The following is an 18,729-nucleotide window of genomic DNA, read 5'->3' as shown; positions in this document are numbered from 1 at the left end:
CACACAACGTGTGAATCGTGACGCGTTCCGGGCGGGCGTCCGCGACGCCCTCCCGCTCCTCCTCGGAATCGTGCCGTTCGGCCTCGTGTCCGGCGTCGCGGCCGTCGACGCCGGGTTCTCTCTCGCGCAGGCGATGGGGCTCTCCGTCTTCGTGTTCGCGGGCGCGAGCCAGCTCGCCGCGCTCTCGCTCGTCCAGGAGGGCGCGCCCGCGCTCGTCGTCGTCGCCACCGCCGTCGTCATCAACCTCCGGATGGGGATGTACTCCGCGAGCCTCGCCCCCCACTTCCGCGAGTACACGACGCGGTGGAAGGCCGCCATGGCGTACGTGCTGACCGACCAGGCGTACGCGCTCAGCGTCGCGCGCTACCGGGGCGGCGACGTCGACAAGCGCCCGTACTACCTCGGCGTCGCCCTCACGCTCTGGGTCGTCTGGCAGGCCGCGACGGTCGTCGGCCTCGTCGTCGGCGGCGGCGTCCCCGAGTCCTGGGGGCTCTCGTTTACCGTCCCGCTCGTCTTCCTCGCGCTCCTCGTCCCGGCCGTCGAGGACCGCGCGACCGGCGTCGCCGCCGCCGTCGGCGCGGTCGCCGGCACGCTCGGCGCGGTCTACCTCCCCCTCCACCTCGGCCTGCTCGCCGGCGGCCTCTGCGGCGTCGCCGCCGGCCTCCTCGTCGACAATCCCGACGAAACAGACGACGCTGGCGACGAAACAGCCGCCGGCGGCGAGACCGCCGGGGAACCTCCGAGAGACGCTGACGCGACCGAGGAGGTGAGCGAGTGATGGACGCGCTCACGATTTGGCTCGTCATCCTCGCTATCGGGATTCCGACGTTCCTCGTCCGGTTCTCCTTCATCGGCCTGCTCGGCCGGCTCGACGACGTCCCGGACTCGCTGGAGCGCGCGCTCCGCTTCGTGCCCGCGGCCGTGCTCGCCGCGCTCGTCGCCCCCGAGTTCGTCGCCCCGTCCGGGTCGCTCGGGAACGTCCCGCTGGACGCGCTCGCCGGCGGCCTCGTCGCCGCCGTCGTCGCGTGGCGCACCGAGGACGTCCTCGCCACCATCGCCAGCGGGATGCTCGTCCTCTGGGCCGTCCGTTTCTGGCCGTTCTGACGTTTTCGAGCGGGAGGTTCCCCCTCGAATTATTGATAACGTTCTTTGCTGTCAACCCCCAAGCAGCACTTTGGGGACCCAGCCCCGGCCAGTGTGTACAGCCACCCCCTGAGCGGAGTTCCGCACACACTGGCCCTCCCCATCGAAACCACTTACTCCTCGCTCCCGTGAGACACGGTCATGGACCGCCGCCTGCGCTGGCTACCCGCGCTCGCCGTCGCCGCCGTCGTGCTCGCCGCCTCGGTCTCCTCGGGCGCGCCGCAAGGCCCCGAACTCGGCCCGCTCGGCCTCGTCGGCTTCGACAAATACCTGCACGCGCTCGCCTACGTCGCCCTCGGCGGCGCGCTCGGGTTCGCGCTAGGAACCAGGCGGACGTGGCTCGCCGTCCTGCTCGCCGTCGGCGTCGCCACCGCCTACGGCGGCGCGATCGAAATCGTCCAGGGCGTCGTCGGCCGCGACGCCTCCCTCTACGACTGGGCCGCCGACGCCCTCGGTGCCGTCGTCGGCGCGCTGCTCGCCGCCGCACTCGACCCCTGGCTCGCCAGGATTCGACCCAAAGGCGACCCCGAGAACTGAACCAACCACCGAGAACAGCCGATGACACAGCCACCTGTACGTTGAAGCGGTTTCTTGACGCGTAGCGTTCACTGCACCGCGGCTAACTCCACAGCGCGTTCTACGGATAGCACCAGCTAGTGAGCCGTAGCACTCAACAACCTCGCGGTTTCTCCCTGAAGCTCCGGTAAAATGAGCGGTTATCCTGCGAGCATCCACACCATAAGTCCATTATACCGACTCAGAACCAGTCGAAAAACCGGATTTCGTCGTTCAAACTTCAACTTCTTCTATCGAGAACACGAACCACGATCTAGTAGGAAATTATATATATATATATATATATTCTCCAAAATACGTTAGTCCATGGTCTCAGATGACCGTGGTGAAGGCCGTCGAAGTCCTGTAACAAAGAGAAAATTCCTTCTCTCTGTTGGCGGGTCTGCTTTAGCACTGGGTACTGGTACTACTCTAGTTTCGGCAAAGAGTAATCAGAATAGTACAGACACAGTGCTCTCAATTATCGCCGGTTGGAAAGAAGACCACGGAGGATCGATACAGATGACGACCCGGACTCTCGGAAGTTCAAATTAACCAATGGGATAAACGTGGCGCTGGAATCAAGGTAAGATGAAGTCAGAGATCTGGGAAGTAATGAATCAGGTGCAGCAGTACTGGCACCCATTTTCCACATTTGTCATTATTGGAACAATTGCGGTTTTCGGTCTTTTTTCGGTTATTGGATTGGGGGGGCCACAGCATACACAGACCACCCAACTTATGGGCTACATCGTTTGTATTCTCGTGTCTTCATTAGTAACGATATATTTTTCATGTGTCCCAAAAGTGACAATTTTATATGCCGGCCAGCGTGCGCGAGGGCGGCGAGGGCTTTCAGGAGTCGACGCCGAGATCGACCGCGGGAGCGGCTACACTCCAAGATTCGACGCCGAGAGTGACTGTGGGAGCGGAACAGTCCATAGAGACAGACACGACGACGAACCCGAGTAACCGAAGGCGCTTTCCCCGCTGACCCGCTGGTTTCGGGTAATGAGTCAGCCGTCGCCGGAGGTCTACGAGGAGGGGCGTGGGATGGACGCCCACAATCAGGTGATGCGGGAGTTGCGGGCGGAGAAGGGGTCGAAGCAGTACGATCCGGAGGAGCCGACGCGCGTGTGGATCGATGAGGACAACACGCCGGACGGCGTCGTGCAGTCGTTGACGATCATCCTCAACACGGGCGGGTGTCGGTGGGCGCGCGCCGGCGGCTGTACGATGTGCGGGTACGTCGCGGAATCCGTCGAGGGCGGGAGCGTCGGCGTCGACGCGTTGATGAGCCAGATCGACTCGTGCCTCGAACACGAAGCGGAGGAAGCAGACGAGGAGTCGCCGCTCGTGAAGATCTACACGAGCGGGTCGTTCCTCGACGAGCGCGAGGTCGAGGCGGAAGCCCGCCGGCGCATCGCCGAGACGTTCGCGGACCGAAAGCGCATCGTCGTGGAGAGCCTGCCCGACTTCGTGCAGGCCGACCGCGTGAGTGACTTCGTCGACGTCGGCCTGGAGACGGACGTCGCCGTGGGGCTCGAAACGGCGACGGACCGCGTGCGCCACGACTGCGTGAACAAGTACTTCGACTTCGCGGACTTCGAGGCCGCCGCCGCCGAAGCCGAATCCGTGGGCGCGGGCATCAAGGCCTACCTCCTCATGAAGCCGCCGTTCCTCGCCGAATCCGAGGCCATCGAGGACATGAAGGCCTCCGTCCGGCGCTGCGCCGACGTCGACGGCTGCCACACCGTCTCCATGAATCCGACGAACGTCCAGCGCTACACGATGGTCGACGACCTCCACTTCCGCGGCGGCTACCGCCCCCCCTGGCTCTGGAGCGTCGCCGAAGTGTTAGAGGATACCGCCGACGTCGACTGCATCGTCGTCTCCGACCCCGTCGGCCACGGCAGCGACCGCGGCCCCCACAACTGCGGCGAATGCGACGACAAAGTCCAGCTCGCCATCAAGGACTTCGACAAACGCCAAGACCCCAGCGTCTTCAGCGAAGTGACCTGCGAGTGCGAACACACGTGGGACGCCGTCGTCGAACGCGAGACCACCTACAACCTCCCGCTAGCAGAGTAGAGAGAGCGGAACCCCGACGGCGCGTCCGGCGCAATCATTGTTTTCGATGTCTCCGAAAGCCCCCTCGGCCTCGACGGCGGTGGCCGGCATATCGCTCACTTCGTTCGCGATAGGGGCCGCCCACCGCTGCCGACGCCTCGGCCCCTTTCGATGCCCCACCCGGAGCGACTTCCGAGTCGGTCGGATACGGCGGCTGGTCGGTCGGCTGAATCGCGGGGAACTCGTAGCTGGCGAAGCACGAGCGGGTTTTCCTCAGGCGAAGGCCTTCAGAATTCCTTGGCCGTCGGTGCGGCCGAGGTCGGGGAGGGTCGCGCGTTCGGGGTGGGGCATCATGACGGCGACGTGCTCCTCGTCGCCGAGCACGCCCGCGATGGCGTGGGTGGAGCCGTTCGGGTTCGCGTCCGGGGAGACCTCGCCGTTCTCGTCGCAGTACGTGAAGAGGACGCGGTCCTCGTTTTCGAGCTCCTCGACGTGCGCCTCGTCGAGTTCGTAGCGGCCTTCGCCGTGGGCGATGGGGATTTCGACGACGTCGCCCTCGTCGTAGGCGGCCGTCCAAGGCGTCTCCGCGTTCTCGACGCGGAGGGAGGCGGGTTCGCACTGGAAGCGCGCGGAGGCGTTGGTGGTGAACGCGCCAGGCGTGAGTTCGGCCTCGCAGCCGATTTGTGCGCCGTTACAGACGCCGAGGAGCGGCGTGCCGTCGGCGACGGCGTCGCGGACGTCGTCCATGATGGGGGAGCGCGCGGCCATCGCGCCGGCGCGGAGGTAGTCGCCGTAGGAGAACCCGCCGGGGAGGACGATTCCTGAAACCTCCGCTGGGAGGCCGTCTTCGTGCCAGGCGATTTCGGCGTCGACGCCGAAGTGTTCGAGCGCGCGGACGGCGTCGCGGTCGCAGTTCGAGCCGCCGAAGCGGACGACGGCGACTGTCACAGCGACACCTCCGTGTGACGCTCACAGGCGGCGTCGTTGATGGCGACTGAATCCGTCATTCGCGGGCTTCGACCTCCACGTCGTAGTCGTGGATGGTGGGGTTGGCGAGGAGGCGGTCGGCCATCTCGGTGGCGCGCTCGGCGGCGTCGTCGGCGTCGTCGGCGTCGAGGTCGAGTTCGAAGCGGTCGGCCGAGCGGAGGGCGTCGAGTTCGAAGCCGAGGCGTTCGAGGGCGCGCTTCGTGGTTTCGGCCTCGGGGTCGAGGACACCCCGCTTGAGTCGGACGGTCACCGTGGCCGTGTACGCGGTCATCACCGGAGACTGCGCGTCCGTGGTCAAAAAGGCTTCTGGAAACGCCATGGTTTACACGAACGTGCTGTCCGTACGCGGCCGTGGAAGAGCGTGGCACGCGCGGAGTCGTGCAATATCGGGACTGACCCGTCTGTCGAACCGGGTCATATCGGGCGAGACGGCCACGTTTTTCACTGCGCGCCCCCTCCGAGTGGGTGTATGCCCGCGTTCGACACGCAGCGGAGGTGGCAGCGTTGAGTAGTGACTTCGCCGAGATCACCGTGGTCGGAGGGGACCGGACGGGAATCGTCGCCGAAGTCACCGGAGCGCTGTTCGAACGCGGCGTCAACATCGAGGACATCGACCAGGCCGTCCGCGACGGCACCTTCCGGATGACGCTCCACGCGGACGTCTCCGAGATGGTGTGCACGCGCGAGACGCTCCGCGACGCGCTCGACGGCGTCGGCGACGACCTCGGCGTCGACGTCCGCGTGCGCTTCCCCGACGAGGCGGACAGAAAACGCCTCGCGCTCCTCGTGACGAAAGAGTCCCACCCGCTGGAGTACCTCCTGAAGCGCCGCGACGCCCTCGACGCGGAGATCGCCGTCGTCATCGGGAACCACGACGTCCTCGAACCCGTCGCCGACGCCCACGGCGTCCCCTTCCACGACATCGGCGAGAAGGGCGGGACGCCCGACGAGGACGAACTCCTGCGCCTCCTCGACGACTACGACGTCGACTGCGTCGGCCTCGCGCGCTACATGCGCATCCTCAGCCCGGACGTCGTCTTCCGCTACGAGGGCCGCATCATCAACGTCCACCCGAGCCTCCTGCCGTCCTTCCCGGGCGCACAGCCCTACCGGCAGGCGCTCGACGCCGGCGTCCGCATCGCCGGCGTGACGGCGCACTACGTCACCACGGACCTCGACCAGGGCCCCATCATCGCCCAGCGCGCCTTCGACGTCCCGCCCGACGCCACCGTCCCCGACATGAAGGCGCGCGGCCAACCCCTGGAGGCCGCCGTGCTCTTCGAGGCCCTCAGGCTCCACCTGAACGACGACGTCGCCGTCCACCGCGGCACCGTGAAGTTCCGCGGCGACCCCGAAGACTACCAGCTCGGCCTCACTCCCGAAGCCCGCGCCGCGAACCCCCACGAACCCGTCGACGACGGCCTCGACGCCGAACGCGTCGACCCCCTCGAAGTCAACACCGACGACTAACCCCCTCCCTCTTCGCCGTCTTCACTCTCGTCTTCGTCTGCTCTTGTCTCCTACACGTCTCCGTTCGCGCTGCGCTCTTGTTCTTCGCCGTTCAGGCGTGGAGCGTGTACGTCACCGTCTCGACGTCCGCGGCGTAGTAGGCTTCGACGGGGTCGTCGGCGTCGGACGGGACGACGCGGCGGCGGACGGGGAGCGCGACGACGTCTGAGTCGAACGGCCACGGGTCCACGCGGACCGCAGCGGGGCCGATCGGGTCGAGCGAGAGAGTCTCAGTTCGGTCGTCGTCGACGGGGACGGGGCCGATTTCGTCGCCGCCGAAGGTGGAGGCGGTGCAGGCGTAGAGGGAGAGCGCGTCGAACGCCTGGAGCCGGAGGTAGTTCCGCCAGAGCGGGCTCGTCTCGTCGGTCTCCTTCCGCTCGTGGAGGTCGGCGAGGACGGCGCGGTCCCCGTCATCGAGGTCGAGGTCGTCGGCGAGCTTCTTCTGGTGGGCTTCCTGGCGGGCGACGAAGCCCGCGCACCGCGGCTCGTCGAGGCGGTCGGGGATGGCGGGGCGCGCGCCGTACCCCGAACACCGGAGGCCGGCGGCGTGCATCGAGGTGAGCAGGCCGGCGTAGGCGTCGAGGTCGGCGACCGTCTCCACGCCGTCGGCATAAAAGTCGTGCCAGTCCTCGTCGGGGACCTGCGTGAAGTCCACCGGCCCGCCGTCCTCGAAGCGCGGGCGGAGGTCGTAGTCCACCCAGCCCTGGTCGTGCGCTTCGGCGGCGACCAACACCGAGTGCCGGCGCGCGGGTCGCGCGAACGTGTCGTTCCCCCAGTGTCGCGCCAGCCGACCCGACAGCGCGCCGTGGTCCGGCTGCGTCACGAACCGATACCGGCCCGCCGACTCCGTGACAATCATACTCGGAGTTCGCGCGCCGGGCACAAAGAGGTAGGCGCACCGGAACCCCGAATCTCGAAGGGGCCGGTCAGAGGTCGCGGACGGCGTCGACGGCGTCGGCGATGTCGGGCGCGTCGAACCACGCCTCGTCGGTGTAGGCGTTCGCGCCCGCGGCGTAGAGGTCGGCGACCGCCCGAAGGACGTTGTCGGGGAGCGGCTTCGGGTCCGCGTCGACGAGGGTGCGCCAGTCGGCGATGCCGCGCTCGTCGGCCTCGGCTTTCGCGTCGCTCACGGCGGCGACCCAGTCGGGGTCGTAGGATTTGTAGAACTGGCGGACGACCTCCTTCGAGACCTGCTGGCCGGCGTAGGAGAACCGGTTCTCGTCGAAGGTGCCGGCGACGTCGGCGACGACGACCTCGCCGTCGAGGTAGGCGCATTCGATTTTGCCGTCCTGGTGGTCGAAGCCCGTTTGCTCTGCGTGTTCAGTGACGACGCGGTTCACGTCGCGCGCGAGCGCTTCGAGCGCGTCGATGCTCGCGTCGCCGGCGATTTCGTCGGCTTCTTCGCGAGAGAGGTAGCGGTCTCGTTCTTCGTACTTCGTGGAGAACTCGACGACGGGCTCCGGGAGGGAGACGGGTTCGTCCGGCCACGCGTCGGCGTCGATGCCGTACTCGGCGGGAGTGCCGCGGGAGCGGAGGCTGGAGCCGACGGGGACGGTGTTCCGGAAGACGATTTCGAGGGGGACGAGATAGTTCGCTCCCGCGCCGGCGTGGTAGGCGTCGTAGTCGTAGCCGGCGTCAGGCGTATGAGGGAGGTCGGGGACCCGAACGAGGTCGATCGCCATCTCGCGGGGCGCGGTCTCGGCCTCCGGGAGCGGCACGGGGTCGTCGGCGTCACCGTCCGCCGGGACGATGCCCCGGTAGTGCGTCGGAACGCCCTCTGCTTCGAGGCGTTCGAAGTTGAACGCGCCCATCGTGCAGAGCACCGCGCCCTTCGCGGGGAGTTCGTCGGGCATCCGCCCCCAGTCGAAGACGGAGTAGTCGTCGGAGAACACGAACCGCCCGCGGCCGGGGGCGTCGCGCGTCGCCGCCGCGTCCACGCGGACATCCTTCACGCTCGTCATGCGTAGGGGAGGTGCCCCGTCCACCAAAGGAGTTTCCATCGACGTGCTCACCGAGGATGAACGATTCGTGATTCTATACACGACTATGCTGTCAGGAGCGGTGGTTATCAGCCCCAGCAGCGTGCGACCGGACGGGACACGCGCCGGCCACGTCGACCGGGGGAGCGCGATTTATCTCCTCCTCGCGGTCGCCCGTTCCCGTGGTTCGACCCGCACACGCCGCTCGCGCTCGGCGTCCGCGGCGTCCTCCGCGGCCTCGACCCCGAGGGCTCCGTCGACCCGCCGACTACGACGTGGTTACGCAGAACGCCGAGGACCTCGTCCGGGCTGAGAGAGCGGCTCGCGGGCCCGGAAACGCTTTTCTCTCCGTCGCTCGTCCTGTCGGGTATGGCCCTCCGTGACGCGTTCGACTGGCGAAGCGCCGTCTACGCTATCATCGCCCTCGCGGGCACCGGCACGCTCGCGCTCGGATCCCCCCCGCTCGTGGAGGCGTTCGCGTTCGCGCTCATCGCCGTCGTCGCCGCGGTCGGCGTCCCCGTCGCCGGCCGCGAGGCGGTGCCCGAGTACGATCGGGTCTTCGCCGTCTGCCTCGGTGCCATCGGCGTCGCCCAGCTCGCGGCCGAGGGGCTCGCAATCCTCCCCGTCCTGTTCGCGCTGATCGGCGTCTCGTCCGTCGTCGCGATGGTCTACGAGCGCTACACGGGTCGGTCGACGCGGCTCGCGTGAACGTCATCGACCGCCCCGGTTCTCTGACGGAGCCCGGTCGTTTTTCACGCTCGGCGACGAACCCGGTGCATGGCGGATCCCGACGCGCGCGCGGCGTCTCTCGACGCCTCCTCGTTCGATTTCGACTACCTCCCGACGTCCGAGCAGTCCTTCGAGAACGCGCTCGCGAAGGCGCGGGCGGGCGACCGGCTCACCGTCGCCGACGGCGTGGAGCTCATCACGACCGGGACGGAGAGTCGAGGGATCGACAGGGAGCGAAAAGAACTCGTGTTGGAGGCGGCGGACCGGCGGCGAGCCGACGTCGTCGGCGACGAGGTGACGTTCGTCGCGAACCTCAACAACAACGTCACCACGGCGTGCAACACCGGCTGTCTCTTCTGTAACTTCAAGGACACCGCCCACCAGTTCGAGAAGTCCCACGAGGAGTCGCACGCGGGGTTCACGAAGACGCCGGCGGAGTCGCGCGAGATCGTCGCCGACGCCGTCGAGCGCGGCATCTACGAGGTGTGTTCGGTCTCCGGGCTCCACCCCGCGATGGGGCTGAACGAAGCGCACAGGGAGGCGCTCGACCCGGACGACCCGACGGCGAACTACAAGCCGCCCGAGACCTACGAGACGGACCCGACGACGTACGAGGAGCAGATTTCGGCGATGAGCGTCGACGGCGTGCACGTCCACTCGATGACGCCGGAGGAAGTCCACCACGCCCAGCGCGGCGTCGACTGGGACTACGAGCACGTCTACCGCGAGCTCGCTGACGTTGGCCTCGACACCGTCCCGGGGACGGCCGCGGAGATTCTCGTCGACGAAGTCCGCGACGTCATCTGCCCCGGGAAAATCACGACGCAGGAGTGGATGGACTCGATGCGCGCCGCCGCCTCTGTCGGCCTGCCGATGACGGCGACGATGATGTACGGGCACGTCGAGAACGAGATGCACCGAGTGAAACATCTGAAACGCCTGCGCGACCTCCAGGACGAGACCGGGAACATCACGGAGTTCGTTCCGCTCTCCTTCATCCACCAGCAGACGCCGCTCTACGAGCAGGGCGTCGTCTCCGGCGGGCCGTCGAAGGCCGAGGACGAACTCCTCGTCGCCGTCGCCCGGCTCTTCCTCGACAACGTCGAGCACATCCAGTCCTCCTGGGTGAAGTACGGCGACGAGTTCGGCCTCAAGCTCCTGAACTGCGGCGCGGACGACTTCATGGGCACCATCCTCTCCGAGGAGATCACGAAGCGCGCGGGCGGCGGCTACGGCGAGTTCCGGAGCTTCGACGACTACGTCGAGATGATTTCGGCCATCGGCCGCACGCCCGTGGAGCGCTCGACGGACTACGAGCAGCGCCGCCGCATCGACCTCGGCGAGGCGTCTTACGGGCCGACGCTCGGCCCGAAAGCGGACGGCACGCCGCTCCTCGGCGCGAGCGAGCGGCCGGGACCGCGGCCGTGATGGCGACGACGCACGCCGCGCTCGGCGTGCTCACCGCGCTCGTCCTCCTCCCCGTCGAGCCGTCGCTCGCGCCCGCCGCGGCGCTCGCAGCCTACGCTGGCGGACTCTTCCCCGACCTCGACGTCGCCGTCGTCGAACACCGGAAAACCCTGCACTTCCCCGAGTTCTACCCGCTCCTCGCCGTCGCCGCGCTCGCGTACGCCGCGCTCGCCCCCAGCACGGCGTCCGTCGGCGTCGCGTTCTTCCTCCTCGCCGCCGCCCTCCACTGCCTCACGGAGGTCTTCGGCGGCGGCCTCGGCCTCCGCCCGTGGCTCGAAGACGACGACCGCGGCGTCTACTACCACCTCGGCCAGCGCTGGCTCCCGCCCCGGCGAATCATCCCCTACGACGGCTCGCCGCGCGACCTCGTTCTCTGCGCGCTCGCGACGCTCCCCGGCGTCGTCGCCTTCGACGGCTGGGTCAGAAATCTCCTCCTCGCTGGGTTCGCGGTCTCCGTCGTCTACACGGCGCTCAGAAAGAGACTCGTCGAGTGGTCGCCCGACTGGCTACTCGGCCTCTGAGCGGTCCGCGCTCGCGCCCGCGAGCGAGTCCCCGCGGCGCACCGCGCGGTAGCGCTCGCCGGCCGCGGAGTCGGCGTCCAGCTCCCGACGAATCCGCTCGCTCACCCAGCGCTCGCCGTCGAGGAACCGCTCGTAGGTCGGCAGGCGCTCGACGAGAGGAACGCCCGCCTCGTCGGCGATATCTTCGAGTTCGCGGAGCGCGGGCCACGCGTAGTCCGGGTTCACGTGGTCGTCCGTGACCGGGGACACGCCCCCCAAATCGTCCACGCCGCAGTCGAGGACCTCTCTGACCGGTGCGAGGTTCGGCGGCGACTGCACCGACACTGACCCGGGGAGGACGTCGCGCGCCATCGCCACGGTCCGCCGGTAGTCGTCGACGCTCGGGCTCCCCGCCTGCCAGCGCTCGTTGTTCGACACCGGCTGGACGATGACTTCCTGGACGTGTCCGTACTGCTCGTGGAGGTCGCGAATCGCCAGCAGGCTCTCGGCTCGGTCGCGCCAGTCCTCGCCGATACCGACGAGAATTCCCGTCGTGAAGGGCACGTCGAGCTTCCCGGCGTTCGCGATGGTGTTGAGTCGCTGGCCGGGGTTCTTCCCGCGGGAGCCCCCGCTGTGCGCGCGGACTTCGGCGGTCGTCTCCAACATCACGCCCATCGAGGCGTTCAGGTCGGCGACCCGCTCCATCTCCTCGTAGGTCTGGTCGCCCGGGTTCGAGTGCGGGAGGAGCCCCTCGTCGAGGGCGACCTCGCAGGCCGCCGCGAGGTAGTCGTGGATGGAGTCGTACCCCCACTCGTCGAGCTGCGCATGAATCGCCGTGTAGCGGTCGTCGGGGTCGTCCCCGAACGTGAAGAGCGCCTCCGTACAGCCCGCGTCCGCGCCGCGCGCACAGATGTCGCGGACCTCCTCCAGAGAGAGGAGCGACGCCTCTCCGGGCGCGTCGTAGTACGTACAGTACGTGCAGGTGTAGCGGCACGCCGTCGTCAACGGGACGAAAACGTTCCGCGCGAAGGAGAGTTCGGACGCCGCCGACACGTCGCTCGGCGTCACGTCCAGCGCGGCCTCGACGGCCGCGTCGTCCACGGAGACGTCCACGTCGTAGGCGTCGACTCCCGGAATCACACCCGTCATTGGCGGCCGCCCCCGATAGGGCTTCCCCGTCCGGTCCGCGAGTGGCTTCCACGCCGCCCGCGGAGCGGGGCGTTCGGCGACGCCGCCGACGTCTCCCGGTGCGCTCGGGGTGGGACGGCCATTCCGGTTAGTGGTCGGCGTCGTGGGGGTTCAGCTCGACGCCGTAGTGTTCGGCGTGGTCCTCGTAGTCGATGAACCGCGGCGCGTCCGGGTCGAAGGGGCGTTCGAGCGACTCGAACGCCTTCTTCTTGTCCCAGGACTGGAGCTTCCCGACGGCCTTCCGCGACTCGAGGTCGTGGTAGTCGAGGTCGGGTTCCGCGGCCTCCCACGCCTTCACGCCCTGCTCCGTGCGGACGATGACGGAGGAGTACTCGTCTGAGGAACCGACGGAGCCGACGGTGATGTCCGACGTGTAGCCGGTGAAGTCCGCGCACTCGTCACACCCCTTCAGGGTGGCGTCGTGGAACTCCGTGACGTCCTCGTTCACGAGCTCGTTCATCTCGTGGTCGTAGACGCGCATCTCGCCGTCGAGCACGTCCATCTTCCCGATTTCGTCGGGGCTGATTCCGCGTTTCTCCTCCAACTGCTCGCCGATGAGGCGCTCGTAGTTGAAGTTCTTCGTGCACATCAAGGAGATGCGGTAGTCGACCGCGCGCAGCCCCTGCTCTTGGGCCTGGAGGTCCCAGTCGAAGTCCTGGAGCGCGCGAATCCCCTCGATCTCACAGGGCGTCCCGACGGCCGCGAGGCTCAGCTCGTCGCGCGGCTTGTCGGGGAGTTTGTCCGCCCACTGGTCGAGGTCGAGGTTCCCGAGCGCCATCGTCTGGTTGTAGAACGACCCCGCGTTCTCGATGAGCTCTTCCGTACTCGTCGCGAGGAAGGACTCCGCCTTCCACGGCTCGTCCTCCGACTCGGTCGCGACGAGCGCGCCGTCGATCTCGCCGGATTCGAGGAGGTGTGAGAGGATGGACGTGACGACGCCGCCGTCCTGTGCGCCCTCCCGCCAGTCCTCCTCGACTTTCGCGGAGAACTCCGTGATGGGGTCGCCAGCGCCCGTGACGTTGTCGTCGCCGCCGGTAATCTTCCACTGGCGCTCGTAGCGCATCCCGCCGCGCGGGCAGAAGTCCCAACACATCGAACAGCCCGTGCACATCTTCACGAGCTTCGGCTTCCCGTCGTCGCCGATGCCGATGGAGTCCGACGGGCAGGCGGCGACGCACGTCCCGCACTGGATACAGCGGTCCTCCTGAATGACCGCCTCGTCGAGCTCCATGAACCACGTCTTCGAGTCCGGCGTCTCGATGTCGTTCATCTCCTCGCGGATGCCGTACCCGGGCGTGTCGAGGTCGACGCCCTCGGGCACGTTCGGATGTGACGCCGGGTCCGCGTCCGGCGAGTCGACGTCCTGACTCGCGTTCTCCGCGGGCTTCGTGAACTCGAGGTCGCCCAGGCTCCCCTGGTCGTCGACGTTCGCCGGCTTCGTCCCGCCGTCGGCTCTCGCGACCCGACGTCGTTCGGCGTGTGACGCCTCACCGCCGTCGGCGACCGCTTGCCGCGAGGTGTCCTGTGCGCCGCAGGTGCACGCGTCGCTCCCGCAGGAGCCGCCGCGCTCGGCGGAGGCGGAGGCCGCGTCGGCGTCCGCATCCGCGTCTTCCGTCTCTCCTCCGGGCGTTCCGGGGACGCGGGGCTGACGGCGGTCCGGGTTCGAATCAGTCACCGTGCGCCACCCCCGTGGAGACGGGCGCGTCGGCCTCCTGCATCACGTCGCGGAGGTGTTGGTTGTCGACGCGCCGGCACCACTCGTAGAACCGCTCGTCGTCGAGGCGCTCGTCCGCGTAGGCGTCGAAGAGCTGTTCGAGCGCGGGAATCACGGCGTCGGCGGGGACGGCGTTCTCCACCCAGTCGAGGAACTCGTTGTCCGAGCCCAGCGAGCCGCCGAGCCCGAAGTCCATGCCCTCGACGATATCGTCGTTCTCGCCGTCGCCCGCGCCGAGTTTCACCGTCTCGCCGCGGAAGCCGATGTCCGCGATCTGGGGCTGTGCGCAGGACGCCGAGCAGCCCGACATGTGCATGCGGACGACTTCGAGGTCGTCCGGCGTGTCGATGCGCTCGTCGAGTTCGCGCGCCCACTGCTTCGTGCGTTTCTTCGTCTCGATGATGGCGTAGTTGCAGAACTCGTTGCCCGTGCAGCCGACCGCGCCCCGGGAGAACGGGCCGGGGTTCGGCTGGTAGTCCTGCGCGAAGTCCTCCGCGAGGAGGTCGTCCACATTCTCCTCGGGGATGTGCGTGACGAGGAAGTTCTGGTCCGTCGCGAGGCGAATCGACGACTCCTCCGTGCCGTACTTCCGTGCGGCGCGGGCGGCCTGCGCGAACTCGTCGCCGCCCATCCGACCAGTGATAACGTTGAACCCGACGTACTGGAGGCCCTCCTGCTTCTGGTCGTGGACGCCGACGTGGTCGCCCTGGTAGCCCTCGGTCAGGTCGGTGCCCCGAGCGGGGAGGTCGACGCTGCAGCGGTCGCGGACCGCTTGCTCGAACTTCTCCGCGCCCATCTGCTGGACGAGGTAGCGCATCCGACAGACGCCGCGGTTCTCGCGGTCCCCGAGCTCCTTGAACGCCTGCGCGACGGCGCGCGTGAACTCGACGGCGTCCTCCGGGCGGACGAAGACGTCGAGGTCGGAGCCCATCCGCGGGCCGTCGGAGAGCCCGCCGCCGACGCGGACGTGGAAGCCGTAGAGGTCCTCGCCGTCCACGGTCTTCCGCGCGGGCGTCATGCCGATGTCGTTAATCTGGGACTGCGCGCAGTCGTGCTTGCAGCCCGTGATGGTCATCTTGAACTTCCGCGGGAGGTTCGCGTACTCGCGGTTGTTCGTGAAGAAGTCCGACACCGCCTCGATGACCGGCTGCGCGTCGAAGCACTCGTGGTCGTCGAGGCCGGCGGCCGGGCAGCCGAGGACGTTCCGCGCGGAGTCCCCGCAGCCCTGAATCGTCGTGAGACCGACTTCATCATACCGCTCCCAGATGTCGGGGACGTCCTCGACTTCGACCCAGTGTTTCTGGATGTCCTGACGGGTCGTGATGTCGAGGTAGGCGTCGCCCCAGAGCTCGTTCTGCGTCTCGCCGCCGTGTTCTTCGGGGGCGCGAGCGTACTCGTCGGCGACCTCCCCGATGACCTCCGCCTGCTCGGGGGAGAGGTATCCGCCGGGCGCTTTCGTCCGCATCATGAAGTAGCCGCGCTGTTTCCCGTGGGCGTACATCCCGGCCCACTTCAGTCGCTCCCACTCGCCGTCCCCGGCGCGCTCCTCGATTTCGTCGAAGGAGAGGCCCTCCTCGGCGTACTCGTAGACGTCGTCGACGACGTCGAGGGGGTGTTTCTCCTGTTTGTGTTTCTCGACCTGATTGACCATAGTCGTCCTCCGAGCGCGGCTGGACGCCGCGACTCGGCGCTCACTGAGTGTGTGTTCCCCGCCGCCATACGTGCACGCGTGCCTGCGACATCTGCCAGCGGTCGCGGATAGCGCGGGTTCTCTCCGCCGCGCGTGACGACGGAGTCGGCGGGAAAGCCCAACGACGGCGCTCGCCGCGGCGGTGTGAGAACGACCACTGCCTCCTCACCGCGTCACCAAAAGCGGCCATCGTTGCCTACTCTTCCGAGGGGTTGCCGTACGCCGCCTGGTTCCGGTAGACGAAGCTCCCGTAGCCGAGGAGGACGCTGACGCCGATAATCGCCACCCAGCTCGTCGTGAGCATCGCGACGACGCCGCCGGACGCGACGGCGAACAGGGCGTCGACCGCGACGTCCACGGCGAGCTCCTCGCGCGGTTTCGACTGGAGTTCGGTCGCGATGGTCCGCCCCCACGGCGCGAGGGAATCCGCGACCGCGAGCGCGACCGCGATGCCGACGCCCTCGCCGACCGGCGCGCTCGACGGCCACGGCACCGGGAGGACGGCGAAGAGCCAGCCGAACGCGAACGTCAAGACGAGCGCGCAGACGGCGACGACGACCAGCGTCGCGAAGAACCCGACGACTCGGCGAGTGTCCATACTCGCGTCTCGTCGCGGAACCGCTAAGGCGTTTTCACTCCCGTTCGGCGACCGCGCGCCCGTCCGCCTCCCGCACCCGAAAGCCCGCGTCGCGCAGCCAGTCGACCGCGCGTCCGTCCCCGAGGAGGAGGAGGTCGACGAGGTCCCCCGGCTCGTCGATGTCCGTGCCGAGGCGGAGCGAGTCGACCTCCTCGACCGTTGCGCCGACGCGCGCGGCGTTCTCCCGGTGGGCGCGGTAGGACGCGCCGTGGTAGTCGAGTTCGAAGCCGTCGTGGCGGACGACGAGCGCGTTCGTCCCGCCGCCCCGGCCGGGCGCGACGACGACGTCGCCGCGCGCCTCGTACAGCCGCTCCAGCGCGTCGGGCGTGGCGAGCGCGAGGTCCGCCATCACGACCGCCGTCTCCCCGCCGATTGCGGCTTCCACGGCCGTCGAGAGGTCGCGGTCGTCCACGACGACCGGGGCGTCCGCGTCCACCGGCTCGGTGGCGAGCACGACCGGGTCGCCGCCCGCCGCGCGGACGGTCCTGAGGACGTCGGCGAGCATCGCGTCGGCGAACTGCCGGCGCTCCGCGGGTGAGAGAACAGCAGCGAGGCGGGTGAGCGGGTTACTGGGACCGAAAGGGACGAGGGTTCGCACGCCTCAGAACGGCTGGCTCGGTCCCTGGTTCTGCCGGTAGTACCAGACGCCGCCGACGACGACGCCGAGCAGGACGAGCACGCCGACGCCGATGAGCGCGTAGGTGAGCAGCTGGTTCGACTGCTGGGCGCTCTCGGCGTTCTGCTCGGCCTGGTTCGCGAGGTCGATGGCGTTGTCGAAGTTGCCCTTGTTGTACGCGTTGACGGCGTTCCCGACGAGCTGTTCGGCCTCGCCCGTGTCAGCGCCCGCGGCCTGCGCGTCGCTGATGGACTGCTCGGCGGCCTCAATCGCGTTCCGGGCCTCCTGGGACTGCTCGGTGTACGGCCGGACGTCCTGCCACGCCTTCAGCACGGTCGACGACCCGCCCTGCTGGCTCTGCGTGAACGTCGCGAACGTGAAGGACTGCGCCGGCTCGTACTGGTACTGCTCGACCGCCGGCGTCGCGCCCTGCAGGCGCACCGTCAGCTTGCTGACGCCCTCGTCGGACCGGACCTGGTACTCGAAGGACTGGCCCGTGTACGTCTGCTGGTCGATTTTCGTGTCCGTGTTGTCGTACGCGGTCACCGTCCAGGAGACGTTCGTCAGCTCCGTCTGCCCGCCGAGCGTCCACTGGTCGTAGTCCGAGTAGAGCCCGTCGCTCGGCACGGTGAACGTGACGTCCTGCTGTGCGCCGACCTTCGCGCTGTCCGGTACGTCGCCGGTCACCGTCGGCGCTGCGACCGCCGGCGCGACGGCGGCGACGGCGACGACGACGAGGACGAAAAGCGCTTTAGAAGAGCGGTTCAAGTTCATCGTCGTCGTCTTCGACGAGGTTCTGCAAGTTATCTTCGGACTCCTGGCGGATCTCGTCGATGTTCTCTTGCGCCTCGATCGCGATCTGCTGGAGCTCCTTGATGCGGGGGACGTTCGTCACGCCGGAGAGGAGCACGACGGCGGCGACGCGGTCCGAGCCGGGGACGGGGTAGTCGCCGCCGCGGACCTCCATCGAGCCGGTCTGCTCCTCGAGCCACTTCCGCCCGCGCTCGATGCCTTTCCGATTCAGGAAGGCGGGCGGGCCCGCGGTGACGAGGAGCGCGCGCTCCGCGCCGTCGATCTCACAGGGGAGCGTGAGGCGGCCGAGCGCCGCCTTCCGAACGAGGCTCGTGATTCGGTTCGTCGTGTTCGCGGTGTCCTCGGGCTGTTTCTGCCCGCCGCCCGTGAACTTCGAGAGGAGGCCGCCGGACGAGGACTCGTTCTCGACCGTCTCGGCCGCGTAGCCGACGGTGGAGACGCCGCCCCCGGCGAGCGTGTTGATAATCTCCGAGGAGTCGACGACGGATTCGGCGACGTCGCCGCCCTCGTCGACTTCGCCCGCGCCGAAGAGGATGCCGAAGCGCGTGACGATCTCCTCGTTGATCTCGTCGTAGCCGCCCTGGACCGATTCGCCGGTCTTCCGCCAGGCGTCGTTGTCGAAGACGAGGAGGTTGTCGACCTCGCGGACGAACGTCTGGAAGGAGCGCGCGGCGTTCAGCGTGTAGATGCCGCCCTCGTCGCCGCCGGGGAGGACGCCGAGCCCGTAGACGGGTTCGGTGTAGATGCGCTTGAGGTGTTTCGCGACGACCGGTGAGCCGCCGGACCCCGTCCCGCCGCCGAGCCCCGCGAGAACGAGGAAGGCGTCGACTTCGTGCACGGGGATGTTGTCGATGGCCCCCTGGACTTCGTCGATGTCTTCCTCGGCGATTTCCGCGCCGAGCTCGTTGTCCGCGCCGACGCCGTGGCCCTTGACGCGGGACTGCCCGATGAGGACGCGGTTCGATTCGGGGACGTGTTCGAGGCCCATGAGGTCGGCCTTAGCGGTGTTGACGGCGACAGCGGAGCGAACGATGCCGGCGTTCGTCCGTTTGTCGTACTCGATGAACTTATCGAGTATCTTCCCACCCGCCTGGCCGAACCCGATCATTGCGAGTTTCATGATGCTCGTCGT

General features: G+C 68.1%; 19 protein-coding genes. 8 read left to right on the top strand and 11 right to left on the bottom strand.

Annotation, left to right across the window (positions count from 1 at the left end; translation table 11 throughout):
* Positions 1-10: 10 nt before the first annotated feature.
* The 4 genes from IEY26_RS02570 (at position 11) to IEY26_RS02555 (ending at position 3,789) form a co-directional block, all read left to right on the top strand.
* Positions 11-778, top strand: a complete 768-nt coding sequence (locus tag IEY26_RS02570) for an AzlC family ABC transporter permease (protein WP_188975531.1) — start codon at positions 11-13, stop codon at positions 776-778.
* Positions 778-1,104, top strand: coding sequence for an AzlD domain-containing protein (locus IEY26_RS02565; protein WP_188975529.1), 327 nt, complete (start codon positions 778-780; stop codon positions 1,102-1,104). The genes IEY26_RS02570 and IEY26_RS02565 overlap by 1 nt, the downstream gene beginning before the upstream one ends.
* A 180-nt stretch (positions 1,105-1,284) precedes the next feature.
* Positions 1,285-1,680 (top strand): VanZ family protein, encoded by a 396-nt coding sequence (locus IEY26_RS02560; protein WP_188975527.1) that lies wholly within the window; start codon positions 1,285-1,287, stop codon positions 1,678-1,680.
* Between the two features lie 1,029 nt (positions 1,681-2,709).
* Positions 2,710-3,789 carry an archaeosine biosynthesis radical SAM protein RaSEA gene (locus IEY26_RS02555; protein ID WP_188975525.1) on the top strand — a complete coding sequence of 360 codons (1,080 nt, stop codon included), beginning with the start codon at positions 2,710-2,712 and terminating at the stop codon, positions 3,787-3,789.
* Positions 3,790-4,041: 252 nt separating this feature from the next.
* Here IEY26_RS02555 and purQ read toward each other — a convergent pair whose 3' ends face one another.
* On the bottom strand, positions 4,042-4,716 hold the full coding sequence (purQ, locus tag IEY26_RS02550; protein ID WP_188975523.1) for a phosphoribosylformylglycinamidine synthase I: 675 nt from the start codon (positions 4,714-4,716) through the stop codon (positions 4,042-4,044).
* A 55-nt stretch (positions 4,717-4,771) separates the two neighbouring features.
* Entirely contained in the window at positions 4,772-5,026 is a 255-nt protein-coding gene (gene purS, locus IEY26_RS02545) for a phosphoribosylformylglycinamidine synthase subunit PurS (RefSeq protein ID WP_188975521.1), read from the bottom strand.
* Between the two features lie 233 nt (positions 5,027-5,259).
* On the opposite strand from purS, the gene IEY26_RS02540 reads away from it, so the two are divergent.
* On the top strand, positions 5,260-6,225 hold the full coding sequence (locus IEY26_RS02540; RefSeq protein ID WP_188975519.1) for a formyltetrahydrofolate deformylase: 966 nt from the start codon (positions 5,260-5,262) through the stop codon (positions 6,223-6,225).
* 91 nt (positions 6,226-6,316) lie between these two features.
* On the opposite strand, the gene IEY26_RS02535 is transcribed toward IEY26_RS02540, so the two are convergent.
* Both IEY26_RS02535 and IEY26_RS02530 read right to left on the bottom strand, forming a co-directional pair.
* The gene (locus IEY26_RS02535) at positions 6,317-7,123 is read right to left on the bottom strand and encodes a DUF3891 family protein (protein WP_188975517.1); all 807 of its coding nucleotides are present in this window, start codon (positions 7,121-7,123) and stop codon (positions 6,317-6,319) included.
* A gap of 67 nt (positions 7,124-7,190) precedes the next feature.
* On the bottom strand, positions 7,191-8,225 hold the full coding sequence (locus IEY26_RS02530) for a phosphoribosylaminoimidazolesuccinocarboxamide synthase (protein ID WP_188975516.1): 1,035 nt from the start codon (positions 8,223-8,225) through the stop codon (positions 7,191-7,193).
* Between the two features lie 387 nt (positions 8,226-8,612).
* Here IEY26_RS02530 and IEY26_RS02525 point away from each other — a divergent pair, with 387 nt between their 5' ends.
* The 3 genes from IEY26_RS02525 (at position 8,613) to IEY26_RS02515 (ending at position 10,960) form a co-directional block, all read left to right on the top strand.
* Complete coding sequence (locus IEY26_RS02525) at positions 8,613-8,951, top strand: hypothetical protein (protein ID WP_188975514.1); 339 nt, start codon at positions 8,613-8,615, stop codon at positions 8,949-8,951.
* A 69-nt stretch (positions 8,952-9,020) separates the two neighbouring features.
* Positions 9,021-10,400, top strand: a complete 1,380-nt coding sequence (gene cofH, locus IEY26_RS02520) for a 7,8-didemethyl-8-hydroxy-5-deazariboflavin synthase subunit CofH (RefSeq protein WP_188975512.1) — start codon at positions 9,021-9,023, stop codon at positions 10,398-10,400.
* A complete protein-coding gene (locus IEY26_RS02515) occupies positions 10,400-10,960 on the top strand; it encodes a metal-dependent hydrolase (RefSeq protein ID WP_229773895.1) in 561 nt (186 codons plus the stop codon). Before cofH ends, IEY26_RS02515 begins: the two co-directional genes overlap by 1 nt.
* Here the strand turns inward: IEY26_RS02515 and cofG are convergent.
* The 7 genes from cofG to IEY26_RS02480 all read right to left on the bottom strand — a co-directional run bounded on the left by cofG (position 10,946) and on the right by IEY26_RS02480 (position 18,717).
* A complete protein-coding gene (cofG, locus tag IEY26_RS02510; protein ID WP_188975509.1) occupies positions 10,946-12,079 on the bottom strand; it encodes a 7,8-didemethyl-8-hydroxy-5-deazariboflavin synthase subunit CofG in 1,134 nt (377 codons plus the stop codon). The two genes, IEY26_RS02515 and cofG, sit on opposite strands and share 15 nt — an antisense overlap.
* 136 nt (positions 12,080-12,215) lie before the next feature.
* Positions 12,216-13,802 carry a Coenzyme F420 hydrogenase/dehydrogenase, beta subunit C-terminal domain gene (locus tag IEY26_RS02505; RefSeq protein WP_188975507.1) on the bottom strand — a complete coding sequence of 529 codons (1,587 nt, stop codon included), beginning with the start codon at positions 13,800-13,802 and terminating at the stop codon, positions 12,216-12,218.
* On the bottom strand, positions 13,795-15,492 hold the full coding sequence (locus tag IEY26_RS02500; RefSeq protein ID WP_188975505.1) for a nitrite/sulfite reductase: 1,698 nt from the start codon (positions 15,490-15,492) through the stop codon (positions 13,795-13,797). Before IEY26_RS02500 ends, IEY26_RS02505 begins: the two co-directional genes overlap by 8 nt.
* A 235-nt stretch (positions 15,493-15,727) precedes the next feature.
* Positions 15,728-16,129, bottom strand: coding sequence for a hypothetical protein (locus IEY26_RS02495; protein ID WP_188975503.1), 402 nt, complete (start codon positions 16,127-16,129; stop codon positions 15,728-15,730).
* 34 nt (positions 16,130-16,163) lie between these two features.
* A complete protein-coding gene (cofC, locus tag IEY26_RS02490) occupies positions 16,164-16,766 on the bottom strand; it encodes a 2-phospho-L-lactate guanylyltransferase (protein WP_188975501.1) in 603 nt (200 codons plus the stop codon).
* Between the two features lie 3 nt (positions 16,767-16,769).
* Positions 16,770-17,558 (bottom strand): hypothetical protein, encoded by a 789-nt coding sequence (locus IEY26_RS02485; protein WP_188975499.1) that lies wholly within the window; start codon positions 17,556-17,558, stop codon positions 16,770-16,772.
* Entirely contained in the window at positions 17,536-18,717 is a 1,182-nt protein-coding gene (locus IEY26_RS02480; RefSeq protein ID WP_188975497.1) for a tubulin/FtsZ family protein, read from the bottom strand. The genes IEY26_RS02485 and IEY26_RS02480 overlap by 23 nt, the downstream gene beginning before the upstream one ends.
* Positions 18,718-18,729 lie beyond the last annotated feature (12 nt).

The sequence above is a fragment of the Halocalculus aciditolerans genome, assembly GCF_014647475.1.
Taxonomy (GTDB): Archaea; Halobacteriota; Halobacteria; order Halobacteriales; family Halobacteriaceae; genus Halocalculus; species Halocalculus aciditolerans.
This window is presented reverse-complemented; position numbering and strand designations above follow the sequence as displayed.